Source organism: Natrinema sp. SYSU A 869, assembly GCF_019879105.1.
Classification (GTDB): domain Archaea; phylum Halobacteriota; class Halobacteria; order Halobacteriales; family Natrialbaceae; genus Natrinema.
The window spans coordinates 1,289,921-1,315,825 of record NZ_CP082249.1; the positions used below are offsets into that span (position 1 = coordinate 1,289,921).

Annotated in this window: 22 protein-coding genes, 2 tRNA genes and 4 pseudogenes; 8 read left to right on the top strand and 20 right to left on the bottom strand. The window is 63.0% G+C overall.

What is annotated here, in order from left to right; genetic code table 11:
• Positions 1-30: 30 nt before the first annotated feature.
• The 5 genes and pseudogenes from K6I40_RS29010 to K6I40_RS14520 form a co-directional block, all read right to left on the bottom strand.
• Positions 31-1,049: pseudogene (locus K6I40_RS29010) on the bottom strand (NAD(P)-dependent alcohol dehydrogenase).
• A 160-nt stretch (positions 1,050-1,209) separates the two neighbouring features.
• A complete protein-coding gene (gene fen / locus K6I40_RS14505) occupies positions 1,210-2,187 on the bottom strand; it encodes a flap endonuclease-1 (RefSeq protein WP_222919745.1) in 978 nt (325 codons plus the stop codon).
• Between the two features lie 60 nt (positions 2,188-2,247).
• Entirely contained in the window at positions 2,248-3,759 is a 1,512-nt protein-coding gene (locus K6I40_RS14510) for a glycosyl hydrolase family 28-related protein (protein ID WP_222919746.1), read from the bottom strand.
• A gap of 2 nt (positions 3,760-3,761) precedes the next feature.
• Entirely contained in the window at positions 3,762-3,923 is a 162-nt protein-coding gene (locus tag K6I40_RS14515; RefSeq protein ID WP_222919747.1) for a hypothetical protein, read from the bottom strand.
• A gap of 141 nt (positions 3,924-4,064) precedes the next feature.
• Positions 4,065-4,616 carry a GNAT family N-acetyltransferase gene (locus tag K6I40_RS14520; RefSeq protein ID WP_222919748.1) on the bottom strand — a complete coding sequence of 184 codons (552 nt, stop codon included), beginning with the start codon at positions 4,614-4,616 and terminating at the stop codon, positions 4,065-4,067.
• 120 nt (positions 4,617-4,736) lie between these two features.
• Between K6I40_RS14520 and K6I40_RS14525 the strand changes: the two genes are divergently transcribed.
• The 3 genes from K6I40_RS14525 (at position 4,737) to K6I40_RS14535 (ending at position 7,265) form a co-directional block, all read left to right on the top strand.
• On the top strand, positions 4,737-5,282 hold the full coding sequence (locus tag K6I40_RS14525; protein ID WP_222919749.1) for a hypothetical protein: 546 nt from the start codon (positions 4,737-4,739) through the stop codon (positions 5,280-5,282).
• 118 nt (positions 5,283-5,400) lie between these two features.
• Entirely contained in the window at positions 5,401-6,498 is a 1,098-nt protein-coding gene (locus K6I40_RS14530; protein WP_222919750.1) for an ATP-binding cassette domain-containing protein, read from the top strand.
• On the top strand, positions 6,495-7,265 hold the full coding sequence (locus K6I40_RS14535) for an ABC transporter permease (protein ID WP_222919751.1): 771 nt from the start codon (positions 6,495-6,497) through the stop codon (positions 7,263-7,265). The genes K6I40_RS14530 and K6I40_RS14535 overlap by 4 nt, the downstream gene beginning before the upstream one ends.
• A gap of 168 nt (positions 7,266-7,433) precedes the next feature.
• Here the strand turns inward: K6I40_RS14535 and K6I40_RS14540 are convergent.
• From K6I40_RS14540 to K6I40_RS14550, 3 genes are all read right to left on the bottom strand, one after another.
• Positions 7,434-7,504: transfer RNA gene (locus K6I40_RS14540), tRNA-Gly, on the bottom strand.
• Between the two features lie 165 nt (positions 7,505-7,669).
• The gene (locus K6I40_RS14545) at positions 7,670-8,371 is read right to left on the bottom strand and encodes a class I SAM-dependent methyltransferase (RefSeq protein ID WP_222919752.1); all 702 of its coding nucleotides are present in this window, start codon (positions 8,369-8,371) and stop codon (positions 7,670-7,672) included.
• 376 nt (positions 8,372-8,747) lie between these two features.
• Positions 8,748-8,957 (bottom strand): hypothetical protein, encoded by a 210-nt coding sequence (locus tag K6I40_RS14550; protein ID WP_222919753.1) that lies wholly within the window; start codon positions 8,955-8,957, stop codon positions 8,748-8,750.
• A gap of 383 nt (positions 8,958-9,340) precedes the next feature.
• On the opposite strand from K6I40_RS14550, the gene K6I40_RS14555 reads away from it, so the two are divergent.
• Together K6I40_RS14555 and K6I40_RS14565 are read left to right on the top strand one after the other, a co-directional pair.
• Positions 9,341-9,412, top strand: a tRNA-Ala gene (locus tag K6I40_RS14555).
• Between the two features lie 2,164 nt (positions 9,413-11,576).
• Positions 11,577-11,903, top strand: a complete 327-nt coding sequence (locus K6I40_RS14565; RefSeq protein WP_222919755.1) for a TRAM domain-containing protein — start codon at positions 11,577-11,579, stop codon at positions 11,901-11,903.
• Positions 11,904-12,107: 204 nt separating this feature from the next.
• Here the strand turns inward: K6I40_RS14565 and K6I40_RS28480 are convergent, their stop codons facing one another.
• The 7 genes from K6I40_RS28480 to K6I40_RS14595 form a co-directional block, all read right to left on the bottom strand.
• Positions 12,108-12,233, bottom strand: coding sequence for a hypothetical protein (locus K6I40_RS28480; protein WP_255682055.1), 126 nt, complete (start codon positions 12,231-12,233; stop codon positions 12,108-12,110).
• A 174-nt stretch (positions 12,234-12,407) separates the two neighbouring features.
• On the bottom strand, positions 12,408-12,599 hold the full coding sequence (locus tag K6I40_RS14570) for a hypothetical protein (RefSeq protein WP_222919756.1): 192 nt from the start codon (positions 12,597-12,599) through the stop codon (positions 12,408-12,410).
• Between the two features lie 102 nt (positions 12,600-12,701).
• Positions 12,702-12,881: a hypothetical protein gene (locus K6I40_RS14575; protein WP_222919757.1), complete on the bottom strand. Its 180-nt coding sequence runs from the start codon at positions 12,879-12,881 to the stop codon at positions 12,702-12,704.
• A gap of 252 nt (positions 12,882-13,133) precedes the next feature.
• Positions 13,134-13,526: a hypothetical protein gene (locus tag K6I40_RS14580; RefSeq protein WP_222919758.1), complete on the bottom strand. Its 393-nt coding sequence runs from the start codon at positions 13,524-13,526 to the stop codon at positions 13,134-13,136.
• 338 nt (positions 13,527-13,864) lie between these two features.
• Entirely contained in the window at positions 13,865-14,671 is an 807-nt protein-coding gene (surE, locus tag K6I40_RS14585) for a 5'/3'-nucleotidase SurE (RefSeq protein ID WP_222919759.1), read from the bottom strand.
• Positions 14,672-14,722: 51 nt separating this feature from the next.
• A complete protein-coding gene (locus K6I40_RS14590) occupies positions 14,723-16,285 on the bottom strand; it encodes a class I SAM-dependent methyltransferase (RefSeq protein ID WP_222919760.1) in 1,563 nt (520 codons plus the stop codon).
• Positions 16,282-17,064 (bottom strand): prephenate dehydrogenase/arogenate dehydrogenase family protein, encoded by a 783-nt coding sequence (locus K6I40_RS14595; protein WP_222919761.1) that lies wholly within the window; start codon positions 17,062-17,064, stop codon positions 16,282-16,284. Before K6I40_RS14595 ends, K6I40_RS14590 begins: the two co-directional genes overlap by 4 nt.
• A gap of 163 nt (positions 17,065-17,227) precedes the next feature.
• Here K6I40_RS14595 and K6I40_RS14600 point away from each other — a divergent pair, with 163 nt between their 5' ends.
• The gene (locus K6I40_RS14600) at positions 17,228-17,935 is read left to right on the top strand and encodes a histidine kinase N-terminal 7TM domain-containing protein (protein WP_255682059.1); all 708 of its coding nucleotides are present in this window, start codon (positions 17,228-17,230) and stop codon (positions 17,933-17,935) included.
• 78 nt (positions 17,936-18,013) lie between these two features.
• Positions 18,014-19,073, top strand: a pseudogene (locus K6I40_RS14605) (NAD(P)-binding protein).
• 8 nt (positions 19,074-19,081) lie between these two features.
• Here the strand turns inward: K6I40_RS14605 and trkA are convergent.
• From trkA to mtnP, 3 genes are all read right to left on the bottom strand, one after another.
• The gene (gene trkA, locus K6I40_RS14610) at positions 19,082-20,419 is read right to left on the bottom strand and encodes a Trk system potassium transporter TrkA (protein WP_222919763.1); all 1,338 of its coding nucleotides are present in this window, start codon (positions 20,417-20,419) and stop codon (positions 19,082-19,084) included.
• 537 nt (positions 20,420-20,956) lie between these two features.
• A complete protein-coding gene (locus K6I40_RS14615; protein WP_222919764.1) occupies positions 20,957-21,478 on the bottom strand; it encodes an SRPBCC family protein in 522 nt (173 codons plus the stop codon).
• A 235-nt stretch (positions 21,479-21,713) separates the two neighbouring features.
• Positions 21,714-22,565, bottom strand: coding sequence for an S-methyl-5'-thioadenosine phosphorylase (mtnP, locus tag K6I40_RS14620; protein ID WP_222920377.1), 852 nt, complete (start codon positions 22,563-22,565; stop codon positions 21,714-21,716).
• A gap of 147 nt (positions 22,566-22,712) precedes the next feature.
• On the opposite strand from mtnP, the pseudogene K6I40_RS14625 reads away from it, so the two are divergent.
• Positions 22,713-24,169, top strand: a pseudogene (locus tag K6I40_RS14625) (MATE family efflux transporter).
• A gap of 55 nt (positions 24,170-24,224) precedes the next feature.
• Here K6I40_RS14625 and K6I40_RS14630 read toward each other — a convergent pair.
• Together K6I40_RS14630 and K6I40_RS14635 are read right to left on the bottom strand one after the other, a co-directional pair.
• Positions 24,225-24,953, bottom strand: coding sequence for a sporulation protein (locus K6I40_RS14630; RefSeq protein ID WP_222919765.1), 729 nt, complete (start codon positions 24,951-24,953; stop codon positions 24,225-24,227).
• A gap of 143 nt (positions 24,954-25,096) precedes the next feature.
• Positions 25,097-25,794: pseudogene (locus tag K6I40_RS14635) on the bottom strand (phosphoribosyltransferase).
• Positions 25,795-25,905 lie beyond the last annotated feature (111 nt).

The window sequence follows — 25,905 nt, forward strand, 5'->3', positions numbered from 1 at the left end:
GACGGCATGTAGCCGGCACGCTCGAGCGCCCTATTCGACCGAAACGACGACCTTCCCCTGATGCTCGCCGGCCTCCACGTAGCGGTAGGCCTCGCGGGCCTCGTCGAAATCGAAGGTGCGATCGATAACGGGCTCCATTTCCGTCGCGGCCATCGCGCGATTCATCCGATCGAACATCGCGCGGCTGCCGACACCCATCACGCCCTCGACAGTCAGCGCCTTGTGGAGCATCGGCCCTGGATGGACCTGTCCCTCCTGACCGGCGAGCACGCCGATGAGGTGGGCGTGCCCGTTGACCGCGGCCGCATCGAGGGACTGCTCGAGCGTCCCCGGGTCACCGACCTCGATGACGTGGTCGACGCCGCCGTCAGTCCGCTCGCGAACGAGTTCTCCCCAGTCCGGATTTTCCTCGTAGTTGAGCGTTGCCGCGGCACCGAGGTCGCGAGCGCGCTCGAGCTTGTCGTCACTCGAGGAGGTGACGATGACGCTCGCCCCCTGCATTGTGGCGAACTGGAGTGCGAACGTCGAGACGCCGCCGGTCCCGAGCGTGAGGACGCTCTCACCGGCAGTGAGTCCGCCGTCCTCGACGAGCGCGCGCCACGCAGTCAGGCCGGCACACGACAGCGTCGCGCCCTGCTCGTCCGAGAGGTGGCCGGGGAGGACTGCGAGGCTCTCCGCGGGGAAGGTCGCGTACTCGGACAGCGCGCCGTCGACGTTGCCGCCGGTCGTCCGCGCCATCTTCTCGCGGGTCCCTCCCCCTCGATCCAGTCGGGGGCGAACGGCGTCGCGACACGGTCGCCGTCCGAGAGCCGCTCGACGTCGTCGCCGACTGCGACGACCTCGCCGGCACCGTCGGAGAGGGGGACAACCGGAAGCGACGCACCCGGATAGGCGAGTTCGTCGTTCGCGATCGCCAGATCGCGGTAGTTGAGCGATGCCGCGCGAATCCGGACGAGCGCCTCGCCGGCGTCTGGTGTCGGCCGATCTCGCTCGACCTGCACGACTCCCTCGTAGTCACTCGAAGCATCTTGAACTTCGTAGGCCTTCATCAGTGGCAGACAACGTCCCGCCGGACTTCGGTCTGCCGCCCGGCGACCGTTTTGCTGGCTCCGCAAGAAGCGGTGAACGCCGGACAACTGATCGACGAGCGACGCTCGATGCTCGACGCCCAACGCCCGACGCCCGACGAACAGCGAGAGCGTTCTGGAGCTACGTCCAGCGATCCAGGCCCGTCTGCGTGACGCTCTCCTCGAGGCGCTCGAAGCCGCGCTCGATCTCGCCGGCGTCGACGCCCCACTCGTCGGTCACGTACGATTTCGCGGCCTCGAGGTCCGGGTCGATGGCCGTGTCGAACTCGTAGTCGTCGGTCACGTTGGGGTCGCGGAACAGCTGCCGGACGCGGTCGCCGTACTCGATGTGTGCGCCGCGGGCCTCGAGCACGCTCCAGAGATCGCCGTTCTCGGTGATCGCTTTGATTGCCGTCTTCGGACCGATGCCGGAGACACCCTCATTGAAGTCCGTCCCGATGAGGATCGCCGCGTCGATCAACTGCTCGAGGGTCAGGTCGTGGTGTTCGAGAGTTGCCTCGAGATCCATCAGTTCGGGATCGCCCTTGCTCGTCAGTTGGCGCAGCGTCAGCGGCGAGCCGAAGAGCAAGGCGTCGTAGTCCTCAGAGCCGACGTAGTCGGCGTCGCCCCGTTTGACCATGTGGGCGGCCTGGGCCTCGCCCTCCGCCGGCGCTTCGACGATCGGAACGTCGAGCAGCCGGAGGAGTTCGCGGCTGGTCTCCTGAATCGTCGACGTCAGCCGCTGTGTGCGCGACTCGAGTTGCGCGATGGCGACCTCGTCGCCCTCCTCACGGGCGGTCTCGAGTTGGTCCTCGTAGCTCCGCCGTTGCTCGCGACGGGACTCGATCTCGTCGTCCTTGAGATCGGAGGGGCCGCCGTCGAAGACCATCACCGGCGTGATGTCGTGTTCGAAGAACTTGGGCAATCCCTGGACGATGCCAACGAGATTGGCGACTTCGGTCCCGTCCGCGGTCGTATACTTGCCGCTGTTGGTCCACTTGACGGTCGTCGTCAGGTATCGGTAGAGCCAGTTGTGTGCGTCGACGGCGACGACGCCCTCAATCTCGTTGAAGGGGATGTCCTCGATGACGGCGATGTCACGAAGTGCAGCGTTTCCCATTGGGGGCAGTTGGGCGGACTGGGATTTGAATCGTTGGCTTCCCGGTCGGCCCGTTCGCGCTTACGACGATTCCGACGACGCGACCCAGTCTCGTATCTCCCCGTCGACGACGACCCGACTCCCGACGTCATCGAACGTGACGCCGCCGTAGGCGACGCTGCTGTCGGGCCCCGAGTAGACGCCCACAGTGCCACAGTCCGCCGCTCGAGCGGTCGTGAGCGTCGCGTCGACGTTCTCTCGGAAGCGAAACGCCTGGTGTCGCGCTCCCGTCGCCGTCACGTTGCTCAGCTTCAGATCAGTCATGTCGTCGAAAATGATGGCGTTCGTGAACTCGCCGTCGACGGTGACGTTCGAGATTGCAGCGCCGTCGAATCCGGCCGCGTATAGTCCCGAGCCCCCAGCGACGCTATCGTCGTCTGTCCTGATCGTGACGTTACTGATCGTCAGTGCTCGCCGTCCGCTCTCGACGCGGCTGAGCGTGATCCCGCGCGCGTTCCCGACGCACGAGACACCGTCGATAGTCAGGTCCGATACGACCTCGTCCGGATCAGCCCTGATGGCCGTATACTGGCACCCAGTGATGTATCCGTCCTCGATAGTGATCGACTCGTTGGTGCCGCGATGGAAGTGGACGCCGTACGCCGGGTCGTTCGACGGATCGATCTCAAAGTCCGTGAGGGTGCAGTTTCTGCATGGAGTATCATCGTCCTCAACGAGCGCGTCGCTCCGTCCGTCCCATACGCTGTTCCAGCCCGTCCCCGCGTTCTGACTGTCGAACTGGACCGGCGCGTCCGAGTCGCCCTCCCCGCCGCGGGTCGCCCAGAACCCGTCGATGGTGACGTTTTTCGACGACACGACGTCGATGTGGTGATAGTAAATGCGGTCGCCGTAGATGCGCTCCAACCGGACGTTGTCCGCGTGCGCGGGCATGATCCCGGTCGCGTCCGGCGCGTCGATTCGGACGTTGCAGACTCCCCAGTTCGACGCGCCGTCGTATCCGGTCGCGTCGAACCCTTTGTTCGAGAGCAGCGCCCGCCCCTCGTCACCGTCGGGACGTAGCCCGTCGAAAACGGTCGAGCGACCGGCACCCAGCAGTATCGTGTCGTCTCCGATCAGTGGCGTCCGCTCGAGGAGGTAGTGCCCGGGCGGGAAGTAAACGATCCCGCCGCCGGCCTGGTCGACCCGCTCGAGGAGGTCGTGAACGGCTTGTCCGACCTCGGTCGTCCCGTCGCCCTCGATCCCGTGGGCCTCGACGTTCCAGACGGGCGTCTCCTTGGTTCGCGCGTGGACCAGTTGTGCCGCCTCGAAGTGACTCGTCCCCGGTATCGGCTGATCGTCGCTTCCCCGTCCGCTGAAGTACTCCCAGTCCTCGCTCGCGGCGTCCCAGCGCCAGGTGATCCCCTGGTCGGTCGCGTGGAACAGTTCGTCGTCGTAGTCGCCCTCGGACGGCCGCTCGGCGATCGGTCCGCGGACGATCGCGTGCTCATCGAGGGCCTCGACCGTGTCGGTGTGGTCCCAGTCGTCGCCCCGTTCGTATGTCCCCAACCCGAGCCGCGGTGTCTCGTCCGCCATCGTTACTCGGTACCGTATTCATTCCCGTACGCCGTTCCGTAGCCGGTGGCCGTCGTCTCTGCCTCGGTGTCCGATGATCCGGCCTCCGTACATCCCGCGAGCCCAACGCATCCGCTCGACGCTGCGACGAGGAGGTCCCGCCGTCCCAGTGCTGAACTACTCATATCACTCGACTGTTCCGACGCCGTTTAACGGACTTGCTATGGACGCTGGCAGCGAGTCGGTCGGCCCCGAGTCGTCCCGTCGCGTCACACTGTCCCGTCGGCTCACCGCTGAGATAGCCCGCCATCGCGATATTCGCCCCCTCATTTCCCTGATTCGGGGGCGGGCGGCTCGCTGTCACGCCGCGACTCGAGGAATTCCGTCTCCTCCTCGGAGAGGTCCCGGTCGCGAAACTCTGCGAGGCCAGCCTGATACCGCTCCCGTACGTCCCAGTCCGTGTCGGCATCGGCAGTCGGTGCCGGGTACTCGAGAATCAGTTCGGCGATACCCGTCGTCTCGCCGGTGTAGGAAAATCCGGTCCGGTAGAGCGCCTCGTAGGCGAAGGGGTTGTTGACGGCGATCCGGAGGCGATCATAGCCGCGTTCGATGGCACGGTCACGAACCAGTCGGCAGAGTCGGGGACCGATCCCCTCGCCGCGGCGCTCGCGGTCGACAGTCACGTAGCGCAGCCACAGCGTGTCCTCGTCCGTGCGATCCACGTTGAACGCGACGGCCGCGACGATCCGGCCGTCGGCCGCTCGAGCCACCGCCTTCCCCGTGTTCGTCATGACGAACTTGCCGGCGTAACTGAACCGTTTGTAATCGAGTCGGAGCTTCGGCCCGTCGGGCGGCCACTCGAGCAGTTCGTACTCCACGGGCCTGCTTGGCTGGCGAGGCACTACAAGGCATGGGATCGGAACGTTTCGTCCGTCCTGAGATGCCGAATCCCTAACATAACCAACACTTTTGGACTCGTTTGTGGTACCCGACTCACGATGAGTAGCGAATCCAATACCATGGCTGCGTCCGGACTCAGCGGTGACACTGGGTGGCTCGTCGGCGGTGCACTCGGCGGTGCAATCGGCGCGATCGCGTTCGGAATCGTCATGTGGCTGCTCGATCCCGACGTCCTCACCGCTGCCATTCCTGCACTCTACGGTATCGAACCCGCCGGTTTCATCGGCTGGGGAATCCACATCGCTCACGGGGCCATTCTGGGAATCGTCTTCGGGCTGCTGGTCACGCGCCCCCTGCTCCTCGGCGTCCTTCGGACCGATGTCGAGACCGACGTGCTCTCCCGGACCGGTATCGTCTTTCGGATTGTCGCTGCCGGATTCGTCTTCGGGCTCGCGGTCTGGACGGTCCTGCCGCTGCTTGTCCTCCCCATCTGGATACGTACAGTCGGGGGCAGTGGTGCAGAGGCACTGACGTCGGTCGCTGCAGGCAGTCTACTCGGCCACCTCCTGTTCGGAACCGTTCTGGGAGTCATCTTCGCGGCAGCCGTCGATCTGCGCGATAGAACGTCTGCAGATCCGTTTTAGCCGGCTATTCGGCTATCACTGTCTCGAGCAGGACTGCGGAAATGTAGAAAATTTACCAGAACCGACGAGCGTTTAGCGACTGACCGTTCAGTCAAAGATAGAGAGTCCCCCCCCTCCCATGAATGCAATACACATCGACGGAATCACCAGGGAGTTCGACGGCGTTACCGCAGTCGACGACCTGTCGTTTGCGGTCGAGCGCGGCGAACTGTTCGGCCTGCTCGGCCCGAACGGGGCCGGCAAATCCACGCTGATCAACATGCTGGTGACGCTCCTGCCGCCAACGGCTGGGACCGCAATCGTCAACGGACACGACATCCGGTCCGAAAAGGGGGCCGTCCGGTCCAGTCTGGGAATCGTCTTTCAGGAACCCGCCCTCGATGAAGAACTCACCGGCGCGGAGAACCTGGCCTTTCACGCCCGGTTGTACGGACAGGACAGAGTCGAACGAGCGGCCCGCATCGACGAGGTACTCGAGCTCGTCGGGCTCTCCGCGGAACGTGACGACCCCGTCGGCACCTACTCGGACGGCATGAAACGCCGCCTCGAGATCGGTCGCGGCCTGCTCCACGAACCGGCGATCCTCTTCCTCGACGAACCGACCGTCGGCCTCGATGCGCGCACCCGCCGGGACATGTGGGAGTACATCGAGCAATTGAACGAGACAGCTGGTGTCTCGATCGTCCTGACGACCCACTACATCGAGGAGGCAGAGCACCTCTGTGATCGCGTGGCGATCATCGACGACGGCGACATCGTCGCGATGGACTCACCGGCAGCGCTCAAAGCATCGCTCGGCGGCGACGTCGTCGTCCTCGAGTTCACAGACGGCGACGTTCCGCCCGCGTTGGGCGAGCGACTCGCGGAGCAGTCGTGGGTCCGCGAACACACCGCTACTGACGACGTCGTCCGCGTTACGGTCGACGACGGCGACGCGCGGATCGCCGACCTCGTCAGGCTTGCCGACGGAACCGGCGCTCGGATCTCCGCAATCGACCTCCGGGAACCGACCCTCGAGAACGTCTTCCTCGACGTGACCGACCGGTCGGCGGCGACCGACGACCAGCGTGCGACCGGTCTCGAGTCCGGTCCCGATGCAGATCGCGCGGGCCAATCACCTGTGGACGAGTCGACCGTGGGTTCGGACGCGGACCGCTCGAGTACGGCGTCGAACGATGATCGCTCGAGTGCAGTGTCCACGGAGGATCGGCCATGAACGTCGTCGACGGACAGGCGATCTACGGGCTCTGGCTGCGTGATACCAAGCGGTTCCTCCGGACGCCGTCGCGGATCGTCGGCTCGCTGGCGATGCCGCTGCTGTTTCTCGTCTTCATGGGATTCGGGTTTTCGGGTGCGGCGATCCCCGGCCTCCCCGAGGACGTCGACTATCTGCAGTATCTCGTGCCAGGGATCGTCGGCTTCACCATGCTGTTTGGAGCCTCGTTCGCCGGCCTCTCGATTCTCGCGGACCAGGAAGTCGGCTTCTTAAAGGAGATTCTCGTCGCCCCCGTGAGCCGCACGTCGATCGTCCTCGGCCGGATCGCGGGCGGGTCGACGACGGCGCTCGTCCAGGCGCTGTTGATCCTTGGGCTCTCGATCCCACTCGGCTTCGCCCCCGTGAGCCTGCTCTCGTTACCGATCGCCGTCGTCTTCCTCGCCCTGCTCGCGATCACGTTCGTCGGCTTCGGAATCGCGCTCGCCTCGCAGTTCAGCGACAGCGAGGGGTTCGGCCTGATCGTCCAGTTCGTCATCTTCCCGCTCTTTTTCCTCTCCGGTGCGCTGTACCCGCTCGAGGGACTCCCGAGTTCGGTGCGGTATCTGGCGTACGCGAACCCGTTGACTTACGGCGTCGACGGTCTGCGTGGAGTGCTGGTCGGCACATCGTCGTTTTCCGTCTGGCTCGATTTCGGCGCGCTCGTCGTCTCCTCGGCCGTGATGGTCGCGATCGGCGCGTCGCTGTTCGAGCGCGTTGAGGCGGTCTGAATCAAGGGAGGAATTTCTTCTTGCAGGTGACGATTGTTGGGATTCGACCGTCTCGGACGTCGTCTCGTCGGTCATCCAGATGCATCTCGTATTCGATACGTAAGCTGCGAATGGCACAGTCTGGCCATTGTTGGAACGCCAAAAGCCAACGAAAGAACGGCTGAGGAGTGCGCGGACCGGGATTTGAACCCGGGCCATGAGCTTGGAAGGCTCAGGTCCTACCACTAGACCATCCGCGCTCATCTTCCGATTTCCGTTCCATGTTTAAGGCTCTTCCTTTTCGAATCGAGTCACAGCTACCGATTCGGACCGCGTCGGTCACATCGCCGGGTGAAAAAACGGTCTGGCATCAGCCGCGGGTCGATTCGAGTCGCCTCCGGGTCAGGTGTCGGCCTCGAGCGCAACTACGCAGTTGGTCCTGCACCCGCGACCGTCGCGTAACAGTTGCCACTCGAGAGTTCCCACTCGCGGAGCGCGAGGTCGCTCTCGGCGAGGTCGGCCTCGAACTCGTCGGGCGCGTAGATGTGATAGAATCGGTCGACCGGCTCGCCGCCGGGGAGGGTCCACTCGACCGTCGTGTCGAAGCCCTCGGTCGCGTCGAACCGGTCGTGGGCAGTCGACCACGCGCTGACGAGTGCGCGGCCGTCGGGGGAGAGCACCCGTGCAAGCTCGTCGAGACTGTCCCGGCGAGCCGCCCGCGTCGGCAGGTGATGCAGCGTCGCGACGTATACTGCGATATCGACGCTGTTCTCGGCCAGCGGCAGCGTCGCCGCATCGCCCTGGATCAGTTCGACAGTGAACTCGTGGTCATGGGCGCGCTCCCGGCCCGTCTCGAGCAAGCCCCGGCTGGCGTCGAGTCCGACGACGGACTCGCAGTCGGCGGCCAGCAGTTCGGCGTGGCGGCAGTTGCCACAGCCGAGATCGAGCCCGACGCCGTCGGAGATTCGGTCGGCGCTTGCATGGGCGTCGACGAAGGATTCGACCTCGGGCCAGGCGTACTCCCGCGTGGACGCGAAGTGGGTCGCGATTCGGTCATAGGTGTCGCGCACGTCCGCGCGTCGGGCGGTTTCGTCTCGATCCGGCTCTCGATCCTGATCCCCGGCCATCGTCGGCTTTCGTCGGGGGACGCGCAAAAAGCGTTCGTAAACGCAGTCAGATTTGTGCTTCGAGACTACTGCCATACTCAGGAAAGACTACGAACACTACGAAAGCCCCTGACGGCTCCAGTCGAGGGACAAGCGAGACGCGATGCGTCTCGCTGCTCTTTTCTCACTCCGCTCGCAAAGAACTCGCTGCGCGCTCCCTTCGTGTTCGCGCGGCTACACCGCGCGAACGCGCAGGTCACGTGCTTGCGTCGTCCGTCTTCCCGGAGCCGTCAGCCCCTTTCAGTCCCACCCCGCGGTGGCACCCTTGCCAGCCGATTCGGGTGTGGCTGAAAGGGGCTGGCGTTCAGGGTGCGATCACGATCGTGGTGGAGGTGAGTCAGAGCCGACGGGCTTCGCCGGGTGTGAGTCGACAACCGCAGGGGCCCGCGACGTGGGTCATCGGCCCTCGAGACGTAACCGTGACAACCCGATCATCGCAGTGGGGACACGGCGGAAAGCTCGAGTGGCCGTCCGACGCAGCGTCGTCGGCGTCGGTGGACGCATCCGTGGCGACGGGCTCGGACGCGTCCGAATCGCCGTCGGTCACTGTAGCGCTCCGTCGGGGGTTGGGTGTTGGCTCGAGCGTGGACGGTGCTGACGGTACTGCTGTCGTGCGAGACGTTTATGTCTCGGTAGAATGAACTGAATCATGGCTTCGGAGCTGCACGCTTGGAAGCCACGTCTCGGGTGCTGCAACACCCGGGGCATTTCGACGCATGCCCCTCGTGGTGGTTTCGGAAACGTCGCTTCCATCGATATAGTGTCTGTAGTGTAACTTATATCTACTGGAATTATTGGTCCCCGAGGGTCTGAGCGGGTCTGCTCGAGCCGATCGCAACCGTTTGTCGATGAGAATGTGGGTCCGTGACGGGGGCTCGAGGAATTCGAGGGGTTTATCTATTCCCGAGGGGAACTGTGGGATGCGTACGAGGGCTCGTAGATCAGGGGTAGATCACTCCCTTGGCATGGGAGAGGCCCCGGGTTCAAATCCCGGCGAGTCCACTTCTTCACATCGCTTCGCTCGTTCAGTCGTGGACTCGCCGAACATCGCAAACCCTTCGGGTTTGCTCAATCCCGGCGAGCCCACTATTCTTGCGCCGCAGTAAATTCGCGAGCGGCGCGAATCGTCGTCGAAGGCGGGATTTGAAGCCCTAGAAGTCGAAGCGCGAGCGACCGTCTTCCTTCGGATCCAAATTATGGCATGGATTACTCACTCCTCTCGGAACCGGAGTCTACACAATCACCGATCGAGGAAAAGCGTACCTCGATGAGGAGTACGACGCTAAAAACGAGGTTTACCTCAACGGAAACGGCTCACAAGACGGCCCAGCTGCAAGTCAACCACGGATCGTAATGAACCGGAAACCCGCTCGCTGATGTGCACGCTTGATGAACGGATTCTTGAGCATCTCTCGGACGTTCCGTGGTCTACACCACGGCATATGTATCAAGTCGTCAAACTTATCGCATCGCGTGGGTGGGTTAATGAACGGTGTCAACTCCTTTCTCAGGTTGGGCTCGTTGCCCCGCTCTTCGAGGACAGCAATGTGTACGAGATTACCTGCGAGGGGAAAGAGTATCTCGACGGCGAGCCCAATGTTGGGAATCGACCGACGCCGTCTCCTCAACTACTACGTATCAGTTATTCTGATGTTTTATAGGGAAATCGACACCCAAGATCGGTGAATGAGATGTATCCACTATCCAGAAGACAGGGATACACAAGAAGCAGCGCTCACCATCAGACGGTGGGAAATAAGTTAGACCTTCAGGTACAGTCTTTCAAGGGCTCAATTAAATAACCGCCGCACTCTGGACAGGAAATGCCATCGCGCTTCCCGGCTACCCAATTACCAGTTTTATAGCCGAAGTATGCACCCAGAACCCCGAGAGGAAGAGTTGCTGCGATTCCGAGTCCAGCCGTCGCGATCCCGATTGTCCCGCCGACGCCAACCCCGAAGAACAGGGTGAAGATGGCAGCAATGCCTATCGCGAATTTCAACTGATGCTGTGGTCCGTCTGGTTTTACTATTCCGTCACAGGATTTACATTTGACTTCGAATCGGTTATATCCATACGCCGAACGTCTAGACTTCGAATACTTAGTTATTCTGACTAGCTTTTGCCGCGAACTCTTCTGGAGAACAGTTTGTGTATTTTCCCTCGAGTTGCCCATGGCAGGAGTGACAGAGGCTAATGAGATTAGACAATTCATTCATTTTCCGCCATTCGCCGTTGTCGAATTCGGTCCGCGGTGTGATGTGATGGACGGCGGGGGCTCTGCCAATTTCCTCTTCAGTTTTCCCGCATACCCGGCATTGTCGATCATCCCGCTTGAGGCATTTCCGTTGTTGCTTCGTCCAGTTTGAACCGTATTCTTTCGCCGAGAACGGGGAGTCCAATCCTACGAGATTGTAGGCTCCTCTGACAAGAATGTCTGCGATAGCATTTGCCATGTCGCTCATATATGATTGCTATCGTTAAATTAGTTTTGAGTGATCTATTCTACGACGGTAAATGGTAGACAGGAGAGATAATATACATCTCCTGTATTCAATATCGACGTATATCGGAAGTTCAAGATGTCAATGGATTCGTTATGCGATTTTGTCGAGTGAGATTGGGCTTCGAGAATTCCGTTGTCGATACTACCTCTGGTAGTGAGACCACCCAATATTCAAATGAAGAACACTACAGCCAGTCGACTTTGCTGCGTTCACGTTGCTGTGCTTCAGGACTGTACGACCAACTTGTACCAACTGATGGATCAGCATATCTACGTTCGAAACAGGCCCCGAATTTGTTAAAACATTGGTCTCACTAGTACGAGACTATTATATTCCCGACCGCTATCTCTTCCTCTCGAGTCCCATCGAACCATGGATGCAGAAAATCCGCTACTGACTGACGAGAAGGGCATCAATGACGTCTACCACGACCGGAATCTCCTCGCGGTCGCCTTCGCGAGGGCGATCGCGATCACGCGGGGACCGGGCACCGCGGGCTGGTACTGGCACGACGGCTGGCCGGTCGTCTGGGTCAATACCCCAACTGGACAGAAATCGTGGCGTATCACCCGATCTCGAGAAGGTTCTCGAGCCCGCGACCAAACACCACTATCACGCCGAGCGGCACCCTTTTACGAAACAGACGCATCGATGGCGACGTGGGACGCTATCAGCCGGGCACACACGACTCGTTCATCAAGTGCGATACGCCCCGTTGCGGGGCGAACAACGCGCCGGAAGGGTCAGCGGAGTACGACACTGACTGCTGGCGATGCGGCGAATCCCTCGGCGGGAAACCCGAAGTCGGTGACGAGGTCACCGTCGACATCGTCGACGAGAAGTCCGACGGCACGCTCGTCTGCAAGACCGAGAGCGGTTTCGTCCTCTTTCTCGAGGCAGACATCGCGGCGATCGAGGCTACGGTTCGCGTGACTTCTATCGACGAGACCCACGGGGAAGCGGAGCTCGTCGAAACGGGATCGTAAGCCCGACCACGCGAAACGTATCGCTCGTCGGCCGGCTCACCATCGATCGCACGACGAACGAGTGCGAACAGTCGCCCGAACGGACCGAGACGCCGTCGGCCCGCGCGATTACGCACCTGACACCGACACTCCCGCAGTTCTCGAGCCCTCGAGTCGCCACTATGAGTAGCGCGACCGACCTGAGTCACGCGCACGGACCGCCGGTTAGAACAGCCCTTTGAGAAGCACCAGGGCGACCCCGGAGAGGACGATAAAGCTGAGGAATCCGATGAAGATCAGTCCCGCCTGTCGTCCGGTGAGCGATTCGCCGTCGAGGAATTCGTCGTCCATAGGCGGTGATCGTAATTCGGTCGCTTAAACGTGATGATCCATTCAGCGAGACGGTCACGACGACTGTCGGCTCGAGGACGAGCCGAGTGAGAAACCCGCGGCTGGTCGACCGATCCAAACAGAGACATCAGTTTCGACCGCGGTCGATCCGCGATCGAGACGATGGGCAGCCGCTCACCCGTCCTCGGAACTACCCTCCGGATCGTCGTCGGATTCTTCGACGAGGTCGAACTCGGTCGCTCCGCACGGACAGCCATCTTGACCGATGATTCGGATCTCGCCAGTGGGCCACTGTCGGGCCGCATAGATCGATCCACACTCCGTGCACGCTGCAAGCACCCGTGTTACGTCGTCTTTGTGTGCCATCCCCACTGGGAATCTAGCAGAAGGTAGAATGAACGTTTCCACTCGCGGAACGTTCACGAGGAACCGAACCCGGAGCCGGCAGCCAAAACGACGGCCCTGAACTCACTCGGGATAGACGACGTACCCGCGCGTCTCGAGTTCCTCGACCACCGCGTCGGGAACTGTCGCGTCCGAACCGCTCGTATCGTCGTACTCGAGTTCGTTGTCACCAACGACCTCGAACGCGTAGTCGGTACCCTCATAGTCGACGACGACCTGGGCGTCTTCAATCGTGAGATCCATCGGAATCGGTTCGCCCTACACCGATGGCACGGATAAAATTGGGCCGGGAGACGGCCGGGTGGCCGAGCGGGTCGCGATACCATGAGGACGCTGAACCGCCGCAGTCGAATTCGATACCGGTAGAGTCACTGGTCGGATCCAGCCCGAGCGGGAACTGGAGAGCCGGAGAGAGAACAGTCGCAATCTATCGGTGGACTCGAGTCGAATCGCCCTGACAGTGGAACCGAACGCTGGTCGCGGCCAATGGCCACGTTACTCGTTGAGATGACCACGATAGCCCTTGGGTTCGAACCCGCGCCGGCAGATCACGCGCTTGCGACCGACGGTGATGGCGCTGATCTGATCGTCGTCTTCCATGCGGTCGATGACATCCTCAAGGCGCTCCGTCGACCAGCCGGTCTCCTCGCGGACGGTCGATTGGTCGACGCGGCCGCCGCGTTTGACAAGCAATCTGAGAACCTTATCTTCGTCGGGGAGGTCGCGTTCGTCGACGCCGTACTCGATTTCTTCGGCGTAGCTTAACGTTTCATCCTCGGATTCCTCGCTCGATACCTCGGCGGCTGTCGTGGACTCGTCCGATGGGGAGTCGTCGGTCGACCCGCTCCAGAGAGACGATAGACGAGCCCAGAGTGTATTGAATACCATCTATGGATCACGCTCCGTTGGGACTACCACAGCTTGAACGCCCACCTACCTTGATTTTATGTTTTGAATGTGCCATAACCGATTCCCGTCAATTACGGTATGACTATCGTGACGGTGCCGCTGTCGAATAGCGACCGCCTTGCGACCCGCAAGTCAGTTATCACTTTCAGCGACCGACAGGCTCGCCGACTAACGCACCCCGAGTGACCGATGGCACGTGCCAGACGGCCGACAGCCCGGTAGCCATCGGTTTCCACGCCTGCCGACCAGAGAGGCGACACAACCCGTGAGCGGATGGACACCGCGATCGGCCCGCGCTCGCTCGCGATCGACATCGGTCAGCGGTCGGTCGGCACGACGGCGTCGCGGTAGGCGTCGGCGAGCGCGTCGAGGGCCTCGTGGTGGTTCGTCGTATGGGGTGCGGTCAGCGGCGAAACGCTGATACGGCCCTCGACGATGGCGCGGCGGTCGGTTCCCTCGGGATCGGGAAGCGAGTCGGGGTCCATGTCCTCCCAAATGTGGTCGTGAAGCGTGACGTGGCCGCCCTCGCGTTCGGCGTCCATCTCGTAGCGTTTCGAGGGGCGCGTGATCTCGATCGGCGCGGGCTCGCCGTCCGGCAGCGGGACGTTGACGTTGAGATAGGCCGCGTGATCGAAGACGCCCGCCTCGAGCGCATTCTCGGCGAGATACGAGGTGATACGCGCGGCTTCGGCGTACTCCTCGGCCGTCACGTCGACGTCCTCGAAGGGCGTGTCATCGACGGGAACGTACAGCGACGTCGCGATCGCGGGGACATCGAAGAAGGCGGCCTCGACGGCCGCGCTGATCGTTCCCGACCGCCCGAGGACGTACTCCCCGAGGTTCGCGCCCTTGTTACAGCCCGCGACGACGAGGTCGGGATACGGGCCGAGTTCGGCGAGGCCGGCGACGACGCAGTCGGCCGGCGTCCCGTGGACGGCATAGCCCAGCTCGCGTTCGTCGACCTCGACTTCGTGGGAGAGCGACCGGCCGCAGGCGCTCCGGTCGTCGGCCGGAGCGACGACGGTTACGTTGGCGTGCTCGGAGAGGGCGTCGTACAGCGCCCTGATACCGGTGCTGTCGATCCCGTCGTCGTTGGTCAACAGGATCTCGCAGTCGTCGCTCATGTCACGCCGGTCGGGCGGCGGTGCGAAAAGCCCACCGTTTCTGAACTCTGCTCAGGTGATCCGGTCGACGATCGTCTCCTCGTCGACGACCAGATTGTACGCTTCTTCGTCGTCGTTCCAGAGCGCGAGGATTCCCTCGAACGAACAGACGTCACCATAGCCGGCCTCGAGCAGCGGTCGGTTGAGCGCGGTCTCCGTGGTAACGACGGCGTAGTGATCGGTGTCCTCGCTGCCGTCGCTGATCTTGAACAGGGGGTTCGACCGCCCGCTCCCGCGACCACCGTTGCCGTCGCCACCGGAAAGCGATCGACTGAGCTTCGCTGCGACGAGGTCGATCCGCTCGGTGACGTGGCGCTCCATCTCGGCCATCTTTGCCCACTCGTTGGTCTCGAGGGCCATGTCGATCCGCCGCCGGCCGTCGAGCCGTAGTTGCGAGTAGGAGAACTGCACATCGACGTTGACGAACTCACCGGGCGCATGCTCGCCGTCGTCTGGCGCGTTCTCGTCGAGTCGCCGCTGCACTGCCGGCACGTCTAAATCGGGTCGAACGTCGAACGACCAGCCGCGATCCGACGGCGTTTCGCCGGGCCAGAGCCGGACCGTGGGGCCGTAGACGGTCACTTCGCCGCGCCGATACCGCTCCGCGTCCCCGGCGGCGCTCGTCTCGAAGTCGACGGCGTCCCGGTCCCAGAGTCGCTCCTCCTCGAGTTCGCGTTCCACCTCGCGCAGTTGCACGCTGGTGTTCTTGTCCGCAGGTGCCATCGCGAGAAAGGTGCCCTTCGGCGCGAGCGTCTCGAGATACGACTGCATGACGTCGACGGGATCGTCGAGTTCGCTCAGGACGTTACAGGCGAGGACGAGATCGAAACCATCGTCGGGCGCGGTTGGATCGAACCCGTCGCTGCTTCCGTCACCGCTGACGGCCTCGCTCGGATCGAACGCCTCTGCGGTCGTCCGGTGGATCGTTGGGTGGGTATTCCGTCCCGTCTCGGCAAGCAGATCCTTGAGCACATCCGCGGCGGCGCTCGGCTCGACTGCGTGGTACTCGAGTAGGGCGTCGTCGGGCAAATAATCGCAGAGGCCGAGCGCGGGACCGCCCACGCCCGCACCGAGATCGAGGACACGGAGGGTGCGGTCGAGCAGCCCGCGATCCGCGAGGTCGTCGAGCGCGTACTGGATCGCCGCGTAGTACCCCGGCAGGTGATAGATCGCATAGCCCGCCGCAACGTCGTCGTTGTACTCGACCGGCCGGCCGTCGAGGTAGTCGGCTTTGAACCGGCGGACCGTCGACCGGAGCAGGTCCCCGGACGCTCCGTCCTCCCAGTTCGGCCCGTAGCGCTCGACGAGCAGGTCCTCGAGGCGGCGCTCGTACTCGGCGGGGAACCGCTCGACCGGTCCTCGACGGGGCGAAACAGGCTCGTCGTCGGCAGGGACGAACGTGCCGTCATCCTGTTCGATCAGTCTGAGGTCAGCGGCCTCCTCGCGGAGTTGTTGCCTGACGACCGCCGGATGCGGGTTCCCCGCGACATACTCACAGATTTCCTCGGGGTCGATCGGCCGGACATTACGCAGATACTTCGCATTCGATCGAATGGATTCGCGTTGGTCGCTCACTCGGTGTCACCTCCGGTATCGCTGTCGCGCCCCTCGCCGCGTTGCTCCTGCCAGCCCGCTGCCGCCTCCCGATACAGCGACTCGAGTTCGTCGGCATCGGCAGCGGCAATCTCGGCGGCCGCGTCGGCGACCGCGTCCGCACCGTCAAAGGCTTCCTGAATGTCCGCGTAGACCCGCGGCGTGCCGCCGGTCACCTGCTCGGTGAGTCGCCGCAGCCCCTGGTAGATCGGAGTTTCGAACCCCGCCGGAACCGACTCCGCGGCCAGCGCAAAGGAAAGGACCGCGGCGTGAGCCGCCGCCTGCACGGACTCCATGGCCTCGTCGTGTTCTATAGCGGTCGTCTCGAGTAGTGCGTTGCCCCGTGACTCGAGGCTCGCGAGGAGGTCATCCGTTACGGGTCCTGATCGATTCCGAACGACGGCGATCGATCCGGGTGCCCGATCGGGTGCGAAAAGCGGGTGCAGGCTCACTCGTTCCAAGTCGGGGCCGTGACGCTCCATCGCCGCGATTGCGGGCTCCATAACGCCGGATACATCGACGATCGCCCGCTCGGCCCGATCGGCCTGTTCGGCGATCGCGTCGGCCACGTGAGTCATCGGCACCGCGAGACAGACGACGTCGTACGTCGTCTCGCTCTTGAGGTCGGCGACGGCTCCCCCGATCGAATCGGCTGCGGCCGCCGCCGCGTCTCGGTCGAGATCGGCGAACGAGACTCGGGCGTCGACGACGTCCCCGAACCACGTCCCCATCGACCCCGCGCCGACGATCAGTACGTCCATCGGCCGCTTCTACCTCCCGACGTTGCAAAAGCCGTTCGATCGACTGACTCGAGTGACCTGCCGATCACGGGCCGGCGGTCGAGTGGCCTCGACGCTCTGCCAGAATATACAAGTCAATTCCACTGAGACAGAGTGTATGAACTCCGCCCAGTTGATACCAGTGATGCTCGCAACTGGGGCTGTACTCGTCGTCCTGACAACATATCCGTATCTGGCGACCGGAATCGCCTATCGGGACCGCGATAACGGCCTCTCATATATTGTCTTCCTCATGGGAGTCGCGGTCTGGAACGGCCTGTTTGCCGCACAGGTGATGGACCCGAGACCGATCGTGAAAGGGTTCTTCTTCAGCATCGCGACATTGGGTGCCGTCTTGGCCGGGGTCGGGTGGTTGTTGTTCGCCAGCACGGCAAGCAGCACGCCGTCGATCCCCTATCAAGAGACAGTCTATCGGGTCGTCGCGCTGCTGGCCGGACTCGAGATCGCACTCGCGATTACCAACCCGGCACATGCACTGTACTGGGAGATCGCTAGCAGCTCGTCCGACTCCCTGGCGTTCACCGTCATCGAACCGAACGTCGGCTACTGGATTCACACGGCGTTCCTCGTCGCGTTGTTTGGGGCGGGCACGATCCTCTTCGGCCTCGCGTGGCGACGCGAGACCGACATCCAGTACACGCGCAGTTACGCCATCGCTGGGGGCGCGACGACCGTGGCAATCATCGGAAGCAACATCTTCTTCGCCGGAACCGCGTCGGTCGCACCGCTCGTCGCCGGCTCCCTCACGACGATCGGCTGGGTGCAAGCCCAACAGAAACGGTATCTCCAGCTCCCGCGGCCGTACCGATGGATCGGCAACTTTCTGCAGTGACCGCATGTGTCGGTCACCCGTCGGGCACCGACGGGTTCGGACCACTATATTTCATGCCTCGAGTCCGAACCACTGACTATGGTACGAATCGGCATCGTCGGCGCGGGAGCGGCCGCCGCGGCCGCAACCACTGCCCTCGATGAAACCGCAATCGAGACGGAGATAACGGTCCTCGAGAAGTCCCGCGGGCTCTGCGGCCGAGCCGCGACGCGACGACGGGACGGGGTCGTCTACGACTACGGCGCGAACTACGTCACGTCCGACGACGAGCGAGTGGTCGATCTGCTGACCGAGACGCTGGACACCGAGGGACTAGTCGATATCACGGACCCGGTCTGGATCTTTGACAGCGACGGTGACGTTTCCGAGGGCGACGACCGAAACGAGCACAAGTGGACCTACCGGCAGGGACTGACCCAGATCGCAAAGCGACTGTTCGCCCGGACCGACGCGACCGTCGAGCGAGAGACTCGAGTCGAGATAGTGATCCGAAACGACGAGGGTGATAGCAGGAACGGAAACGGTCGCTGGCACCTCGAGGACACCGACGGAACCCGGTGGGGCCCCTTCGATGTCCTCCTCTTGAACCCGCCGGCACCGCAGACCGCCGACCTACTGCGGTCGGCCGAGTGGGACGCCGACGCCTGCGATTCGCTCGCGGACGCCGTTGAGGACGTTCCCTTCCGGACGGTCTGGACCGGGGTCTTTCACTATCCGCTCGAACTCGAGCGGCCCTACTACGCCCTCGTCAATACGGACAAGGACCACGAAGTGGGCTGGATCGGCCGCGAGGAGTGCAAGCCCGGTCACGTCCCAACGGCGAGTCGCTGCTGATCGTCCAGGCCAATCACGAGTGGTCAGTCGATCGCTACGACGAGCCCCCCGAAGCGAACTGTGAACGGCTCGCGGCCCTGACCGCCGACTTGCTGGACGACGAGCGACTGCGCGAACCGGACTGGACCGACTATCAGGGATGGCGATACGCGTTACCCGAGGACGGCGTCGCCCGCGACCCATTCCAACTGGCCGAGGCCGAGGGCTATACTGTCTCGGCGACTGGGTCACTGGCGAAGCCAGACTCCATGCAGCGCTCCGGAACGGCCTCGAGGTCGCCGATAGGATAGCGGACGCCGACTGAGAGCCGACTCACAACGCTGCCGTCACCTCGTCCAGCACCATGGTATCGACGAACATGACGACGTGATCGCCGCCCTCGACGACCGTCTCGCCACGCGGCGTGATCAACTCCCCCGCGCGGCTGATCGCACCGACGACGACGCCGTCGGGTAGCTTGGCCATCGCGTCCTGAATCCGTCGCTCGAAGAGGGCGCTGTCGGCGTCGATCTCGATCTCGAGGACCTCCGCGCGGTCGGACTCGAGCATGGCGACGTTTTCCGTCCGCTGCTCGCGAGTGAATCTGGTAATCTCCTCGGAGGTGACGAGCCGGGGGTTGACGCCGACGTCGATCCCAACCGTCTCGAAGAGGTCGACGTACTCGCCGGACTCGACGATCCCGATGGTGCGCTCGACGCCGATCCGCTTTGCCAGCAGGGAGACCAGCAGGTTCCGTTCGTCGCCCTCGAGCGCGGCGACGACGATGTCGGACTCGTCGACGTGTTCCCGGACGAGGAAGTCGATGTCGGTCGCGTCGCTCTCTAAGACCAGCGTCCCCGGGAGCTTCTCGGCTAGTTCCCGTGCCCGCTTGGGATCTTGTTCGACTAGTCGCGGCTCGAGTCCCTCCTCTTCGAAGAGCCGAGCCGTCTGATAGCCGATCTCGGTTCCGCCGACGATGACGATCTCGTGTGCGTCCTCGAGGGTCGGTCCGGGCGTCAGCGACCCCGCGAAGGCGCGGACGCTCTCCCGCGAGCCGATAACGACGACGGCGTCTCCCGCTCTGATGACCGTCTCCCCCTGCGGGATAATGACATCGTCGTCGCGCAGCAACGCGGCGAAGGTCAACGACTCGAACCGGTCGGCCTCGGAAACCGTCTCGCCGGCGATGGGACTATCCGATCCGATTTCGAACTCGGCCATCTGGATGAGTCCGCCAGCGAAGGTCTCAACGTCGTGTGCGCCGGGTAAGCCGGCGATTCGGACGATCGTCTCGGCGGTCTGCAGATCCGTACAGACCATGAAATCGATGCCGAACGCCCCTTTCGACTGCTCCCAGGTCCGAAGGAGGTTCGTTTTCTTGACGCGGGCGATCGTGAACGGATTACCGACGGCCTTCGCAGCCCCACAGATGACGATGTTCGTCTCGTCGACGTCGGTACTCGCGATGACCAGATCAGCGTTCTCGATGTCGGCCTCTCGCAGCGTCTCGATCGAGGTCCCGTCGCCCTGAATCGCCAACACGTCATAGGAGTAGGTGATCGACTCGACGCGATCGGAGTCCGTGTCGATGACGACCACGTGATGGTCGTCGTCAAGGCTCGCAGCGATGTTCGATCCGACCTCGCCCGCACCGATGACGATCACACGCATCAGGACCTCACCCGCGGGGATCGCTGTCTCGAGTCGGCACAGATTCCCCTCATGTCAGCAGTGTCGGCTGCCGAGCAGTAAGTGGGTTTGGCCTGATCAGGACAGTACAGGCCAGGGACTTACCGCAACGGGCATCCGCGAGCGAAGCGAGCGGTTGCTACGAGAGAGCGTTGCTCTCTCGGCATCAAGCGAAATCTTCGGGTTCACGGACGGCGAGAGATCTCCGATCCCTCGAGCAGTCGGTGCGAAGTCGCTAGAACGACCGAAGATCGTTCGTGATACCGAAAATCTTCGATTTTCGGGCCACGCCGACGACCTCGCGAAGTTTAGCGGGACGTCCGTCCCGCTGACCTCGCGAGAGTGATTCGAAAGGTGCGTTTGGACCTTTCGTCATCACGAGACGGCGGAGCCGTCTCGAACGACTTCGCTCCCGCTTAGCGTTACTCCGTTCAGGGTCGTGCGAACGGGCCAATGGTCCGTGAGCAGACGAGCGGTGAGCGAGCACTGCGAGCGAACCCGAGGCGGAAAAAGGGACGTTCACGGCATCTCGTGAATTGTTAACTCGACGTCTCGCGGGCGGCCCTCGATGTCTGCAACCAGTCGCTCGACGACCGTCTGAGCCTCGCCGAGCAGTTTGGGTTGGACCTTCTTGACGACCCAGTCCAGCGAGACGAACCGCGGGAGCGAGATGGCGTTTTTGTCCGCCGAATGCGGATCGTAAACGGCCTCGAAGTAGATCCGGCTCGCCGTCTCCGCGTCCGGCGGTGCGGACTCGGGCTCCGGTTCGACGCGCCACTCGCCGCGGGCGTCGATGTCGTTGACCAGCTGCCACGTGAGCGACTCGGGGGCCGAAATATCGGTCACCCGCGAACGAGCGGTGTAGCTGAGCTTCCACCACGCCAACTTGAGGTCGTAGACGGAACCGACGCCATCATCGCCGTTGACTCGAACCTCCTTCAGGTGGTCCGTGTACCGCGGGTAGTCGGTAAAGGACTGGACGTACGGGAAGACCTCCTCGGGCGACCGATGTGCGAGCGTACTGAGGAGAATTCTGTCCACACCGGCCGTACGACGGGTTCGAAAGTAAGGATTGCCATACTATCAGTCGGACTCGAGCGGCATCGACCCGTCAGTGACCGGGCTCGCCCGTGATCAACGATGGCGGCTCGAGTCGATGGCGACCGCGACACCCCTTCGTGCCATCGAGCGGCTCACTCTATAATAAAATTGAAACGAGGTACCACCGATCGCACAGCTGTCGTGCGATCGGGTGTGCAGTGACTGTTAGTGGCTACTATAGATAGTCACCGGCCAGCAGTTCGACGCGCTCTCTGGTCTCCTCGGGAATCGCCTCTCGTGGCGTGTTGATCGTTCCCTCGAGCGCGTTCCAGGCATCGCTCTCGAAGTCGTCGGGCATCGTCCGGATGGCGTGTTCGACGACCGCGTTGATCGCGTCCCGGTTGGCCGCCGCGTTCTCGAGGACCTCCTCGAGGGAGACCTTGCTATCCGCCTTCCAGACGTCGTAGTCGGTGACGCCGGCGACGGTGGCGTAGCTCAGTTCGGCCTCGCGAGCGAGTTTGGCCTCCGGAATGGCGGTCATACCGACGACGTCCCAGTCCTGGTCGCGGTAGAACTCGCTTTCGGCCTTCGTTGAGAACTGTGGTCCTTCAATGCAGACGTAGGTGCCGTCCGCCTCGACGGCCGCATCGGTGGCCTCTCGCGCGGCCGTCGAGAGATGCGAGGACAGCGCCGGACAGTACGGGTTCGCAAAGCCCATGTGAACGACCATGCCGTCGCCGAAGAACGTGGGGGTGCGGTGTTTGGTTCGGTCGAACGTCTGGTCCGGAATCACGAGCGTCCGCGGCGGCAGGTCCTCGCGGAGGCTGCCGACCGCGTTAGTGGCGATGATTCGATCGACGTCCAGCGCTTTCAGCGCGTACATGTTCGCGCGATAGGGCGTGTCCGTCGGCGAGTACTGGTGATCCTCACCGTGACGCGGTAGGAAGACGATCTCGGTCCCCGCGAGGGTCCCGGTCGTCAGGTCGTCGCTGGGCTCGCCGAAGGGCGTCGACACCGATTCGGTCCGGACCGCCTCGAGCGGCAGTGCGTCGTAGATGCCGCTGCCGCCGATAACGCCGATCGTCATGACGACGGATGGAACGACCAGTGCCGTAAACGGACCGGTTCCCGGCCCGAATGTGCCGCGATGAGACGATCCGTGTCGTGTCATCGGCGTGACTATCGATACCATGACTCACGAGAACCCAAGTGGAGTCGGCGTGACTGCTCGAGTATGTCGTCCGACGAGGAGTCAGGTGGTGGCCTTACTGACGGCCCTCTTGTTCGGCCGATGATCCGGCTGGCGTGGCCGCTGGTGGTCATCCAGCTGTTACAGGTCGCCTACAACGTCGGTGATACCTTCTGGCTGGGTGCGCTCTCGCCGGACGCGGTCGGGGCGGTGAGTCTCGCCTTTCCGCTCCTCTTCTTGCTGATCGCCGTCGGCGGTGGCTTCACGACGGCCGGTGCGATCCTGATCGCCCAACACACTGGTGCGGAGAGCGGCGAGGCCGGACTGATTGCGGGGCAAACGCTCTCGTTCGTCTCGCTGGTTGCTGTCGGACTGAGTGCGCTCGGATTTCTCGCGACTGAGCCGATGCTCGCCGCGTTGCCCGCCGACGCTGAGACTCAAGCCGCGATCATCCCGCTTGCCGCCGAGTACCTGCGGGTGTTCTTCCTCGGACTGCCCTTCCTCTTCGGTTTCTTCGTCTTCGTCGCGCTCATGCGCGGCTACGGCAGCACCCGCGCACCGATGCGCGTCATGCTCGTCAGCGTTGTCATCAACCTCGTGATCGACCCGTTGCTCATCTTCGGCGTCGGGCCGATTCCGCGCCTCGAGGTCCAGGGAGCCGCCGTCGCGACGCTCATCTCGCGGGGGATCGCGACGGCTATTGGCTTCTACCTGCTGTACTACACAGATGTGGGCCCGAACATTCGGGCGGCTCACCTCCGGCCGCGACGGGAGTACGTCACGAAGATCACGCGACTGGGGATTCCGACGGCGCTCGAGCAGTCGATGACGGCGCTGGCGCTGGTCGCGATGACGGCGATGGTCGTCACCTTCCCGCCAGCGGTGGTCGCGGCCTACGGACTCGGGAACCGGCTGATCTCGCTAGCCTTCCTCCCGGCGCTGGGAATGGGGCAGGCGACGGACACGATCGTCGGCCAGAACCTGGGTGCTGGAAAGCCCAACCGGGCGGCGAGAGCGGTCCGGATCGCCGCCGGCGTGATCGGTGCGGTCATGCTCACGGCGGGTGTATTCGCCTTCCTCTTCCCGGAGCCGTTCGTCTCGGTGTTCGTCACGGCCGACGCGGCGGGGACGGCGGCGACGATCGATTACGGCGTGACCTACCTCCGGTTCGCCGCGGTCGGCTTTGCCTTTATGGGCGTGTTACAGGTGATTCAAGGAGCCTTCCGCGGGGCCGGCAACACGAAACAGCGCTCGCCTTTGCGGTGCTCGGACTCTGGATCGTTCGCGTCCCCGTCACGTACTATCTGCTCTTCGTCGCCGGCTGGGGAACGACGGGCATCTGGACGGGCGTCGTAATCGGCGATATCGTCGGCGCGATCGCCGCCGTCGCGTGGTTCACGCGCGGCACGTGGAAGAAGTCGCTGGTCGAACCAGACGAGAGAGACGAGGGGACGGCGGACGGACCGACGGGAACGGCTGAGACCGAGTCGACCGCGGAATGATGGTTGATCGAGTCAACCACGCGTGATTCCTCGAGAACGGAGCAGACCGCCAGAATCAGAGATTCCGTTCGATCGTCGCTCGCAATCGCTCCTCGAGATCGCCCTCGTCACCGGATCGAAGCGAGAGGCGCTCGTATCGCTCGTCGGTGTCGAACTGTTCCGCCAGCAGGCCACCCCGGCGGTCGACCTCGATCACCAGATCGAAGCCGTCACCCTCCGGCAGCGTGACGATTTCCAGTTCGTCCAGTTCGCCCGCGAAGGGACCGGACCGGGGGACGAACTCGAACTCCTGGACGAAGCGGTGATCGGAGAATAGCGACTCCGTCGACTCGCATTGTGCCGTCCGAAGCGTGAATCCGAGCGAGTCGACGGCGTCGAATAACGCCCGGCGGAGTGGATCGGGCTCGATCTCGAGGGCGTCGCGGTCGTCCGGGTCGACCGCCCAGTCGATGTCAAGACCGGTATCGAGCCAGACGCTCGTCCTCCCCATCGTAACGGGCGTGTGATAGGGGACGTCGATCGACACGGTTTGGGAGCGCTCCTCGTCGGGCTCGATCGTAAACGAGTCCGCCACGCGGAACGTATCGATCTTCGCCGTTCTCGTGCTCTCGTCGGTTTCATAGCGCGTCGCGAGTGCGAAGTAGATGCCGTCGATCTCCTGTGTCTCGTTGCCGCCGGTGATGTCGACACGCGCGTCGACTGATTTACCGGCCGTAAGCGTCGTCGATAGGACCGTATCGACCGTTGCAGCACCGATACCGAGACTCGATAGTACTCGTTTCATCCGATGATAGCTGTCTCAGCCGTCGCTTAAATACTTGTATTGTTGACACCAGCGTGCAGATATCGTTATGACTGCTGATCTCGGATCGATTCGATCGACAGTCGTCTCCATCGGAACGGGACGACCAAATCGGTCTGCAGGCGTTACTCGGCCGCGAGCGCCCACTCGTTGCCATCGACAGACTCGAGCACTTCGCGTCGTTCCATCTCACTCAGGACCTCGGACAGCCGGTCGGGCTGGGCGATCTCCATCTCGATGCGCTCGATGCCGTGGTGTTCGGTGAGGTAGTGACGAATTTCTTCGATCGTGAAGGTCCCTGCTCCGCTTTCTCCATTGCACTGGTGATCAGATCGACCATGTCCTCGATGAAGTTCCACGGGTAGACGACCCAGGTCCACTCCTCGAGCTGTTCGCCGACGTAGTCGGGATCGAACTCGCTGGTGCCGAGCAACTGAAGGGTTGCCGTGCGGACCTCGCCGGCGTCGCGGTCGTCGACGTACTCGTAGGCGTGCTGGATCGAGCCGCCGGTATCGGCGATGTCGTCGATGATGAGCACGTCCTTGTCTTCGACGCTCCCCTCGGGCATGGGGTAGCGGACGGTCGGCTCGCCGGACTTCTCGGCGGTGCCGACGTAGTGTTCCATCTTCAGGCTCGTCAGGTCGTCCATGCCGAGGAAGTCACAGAGACACCGGCCAGCGAACCAGCCGCCCCGGGCCAAGGCGACGACGACATCCGGTTCGAACTCGTCGTCGCGCACGTCGTCGGCGACGTCTCGACACAGGCCGTAAATGTACTCCCAGTTAGTTATCGTACAGTCGAAATCGTCCGGTAGATCGGACATCTGATGGCCACCTACCCGGTGTCTCGAGCGCAGTCCCCTTAAGTTGGCTGAAACGGGTTCCGACAGAGCAGCTGGGAACCTTAACGAATAGTGAACAGTAATAACGGTATG

Coding starts and splice junctions, on each gene's coding strand:
- fen (WP_222919745.1), bottom strand. CDS start 2,187: ATGGGAAACGCTGCACTTCGTGACATCGCCGTCATCGAGGACATCCCC.
- K6I40_RS14510 (WP_222919746.1), bottom strand. CDS start 3,759: ATGGCGGACGAGACACCGCGGCTCGGGTTGGGGACATACGAACGGGGC.
- K6I40_RS14515 (WP_222919747.1), bottom strand. CDS start 3,923: ATGAGTAGTTCAGCACTGGGACGGCGGGACCTCCTCGTCGCAGCGTCG.
- K6I40_RS14525 (WP_222919749.1), top strand. CDS start 4,737: ATGAGTAGCGAATCCAATACCATGGCTGCGTCCGGACTCAGCGGTGAC.
- K6I40_RS14530 (WP_222919750.1), top strand. CDS start 5,401: ATGAATGCAATACACATCGACGGAATCACCAGGGAGTTCGACGGCGTT.
- K6I40_RS14535 (WP_222919751.1), top strand. CDS start 6,495: ATGAACGTCGTCGACGGACAGGCGATCTACGGGCTCTGGCTGCGTGAT.
- K6I40_RS14545 (WP_222919752.1), bottom strand. CDS start 8,371: ATGGCCGGGGATCAGGATCGAGAGCCGGATCGAGACGAAACCGCCCGA.
- K6I40_RS28480 (WP_255682055.1), bottom strand. CDS start 12,233: ATGGACGACGAATTCCTCGACGGCGAATCGCTCACCGGACGACAGGCG.
- K6I40_RS14570 (WP_222919756.1), bottom strand. CDS start 12,599: ATGGCACACAAAGACGACGTAACACGGGTGCTTGCAGCGTGCACGGAG.
- K6I40_RS14575 (WP_222919757.1), bottom strand. CDS start 12,881: ATGGATCTCACGATTGAAGACGCCCAGGTCGTCGTCGACTATGAGGGT.
- K6I40_RS14580 (WP_222919758.1), bottom strand. CDS start 13,526: ATGGTATTCAATACACTCTGGGCTCGTCTATCGTCTCTCTGGAGCGGG.
- surE (WP_222919759.1), bottom strand. CDS start 14,671: ATGAGCGACGACTGCGAGATCCTGTTGACCAACGACGACGGGATCGAC.
- K6I40_RS14595 (WP_222919761.1), bottom strand. CDS start 17,064: ATGGACGTACTGATCGTCGGCGCGGGGTCGATGGGGACGTGGTTCGGG.
- K6I40_RS14600 (WP_255682059.1), top strand. CDS start 17,228: ATGCTCGCAACTGGGGCTGTACTCGTCGTCCTGACAACATATCCGTAT.
- trkA (WP_222919763.1), bottom strand. CDS start 20,419: ATGCGTGTGATCGTCATCGGTGCGGGCGAGGTCGGATCGAACATCGCT.
- mtnP (WP_222920377.1), bottom strand. CDS start 22,565: ATGACGATCGGCGTTATCGGCGGCAGCGGCATCTACGACGCACTGCCG.
- K6I40_RS14630 (WP_222919765.1), bottom strand. CDS start 24,953: ATGAAACGAGTACTATCGAGTCTCGGTATCGGTGCTGCAACGGTCGAT.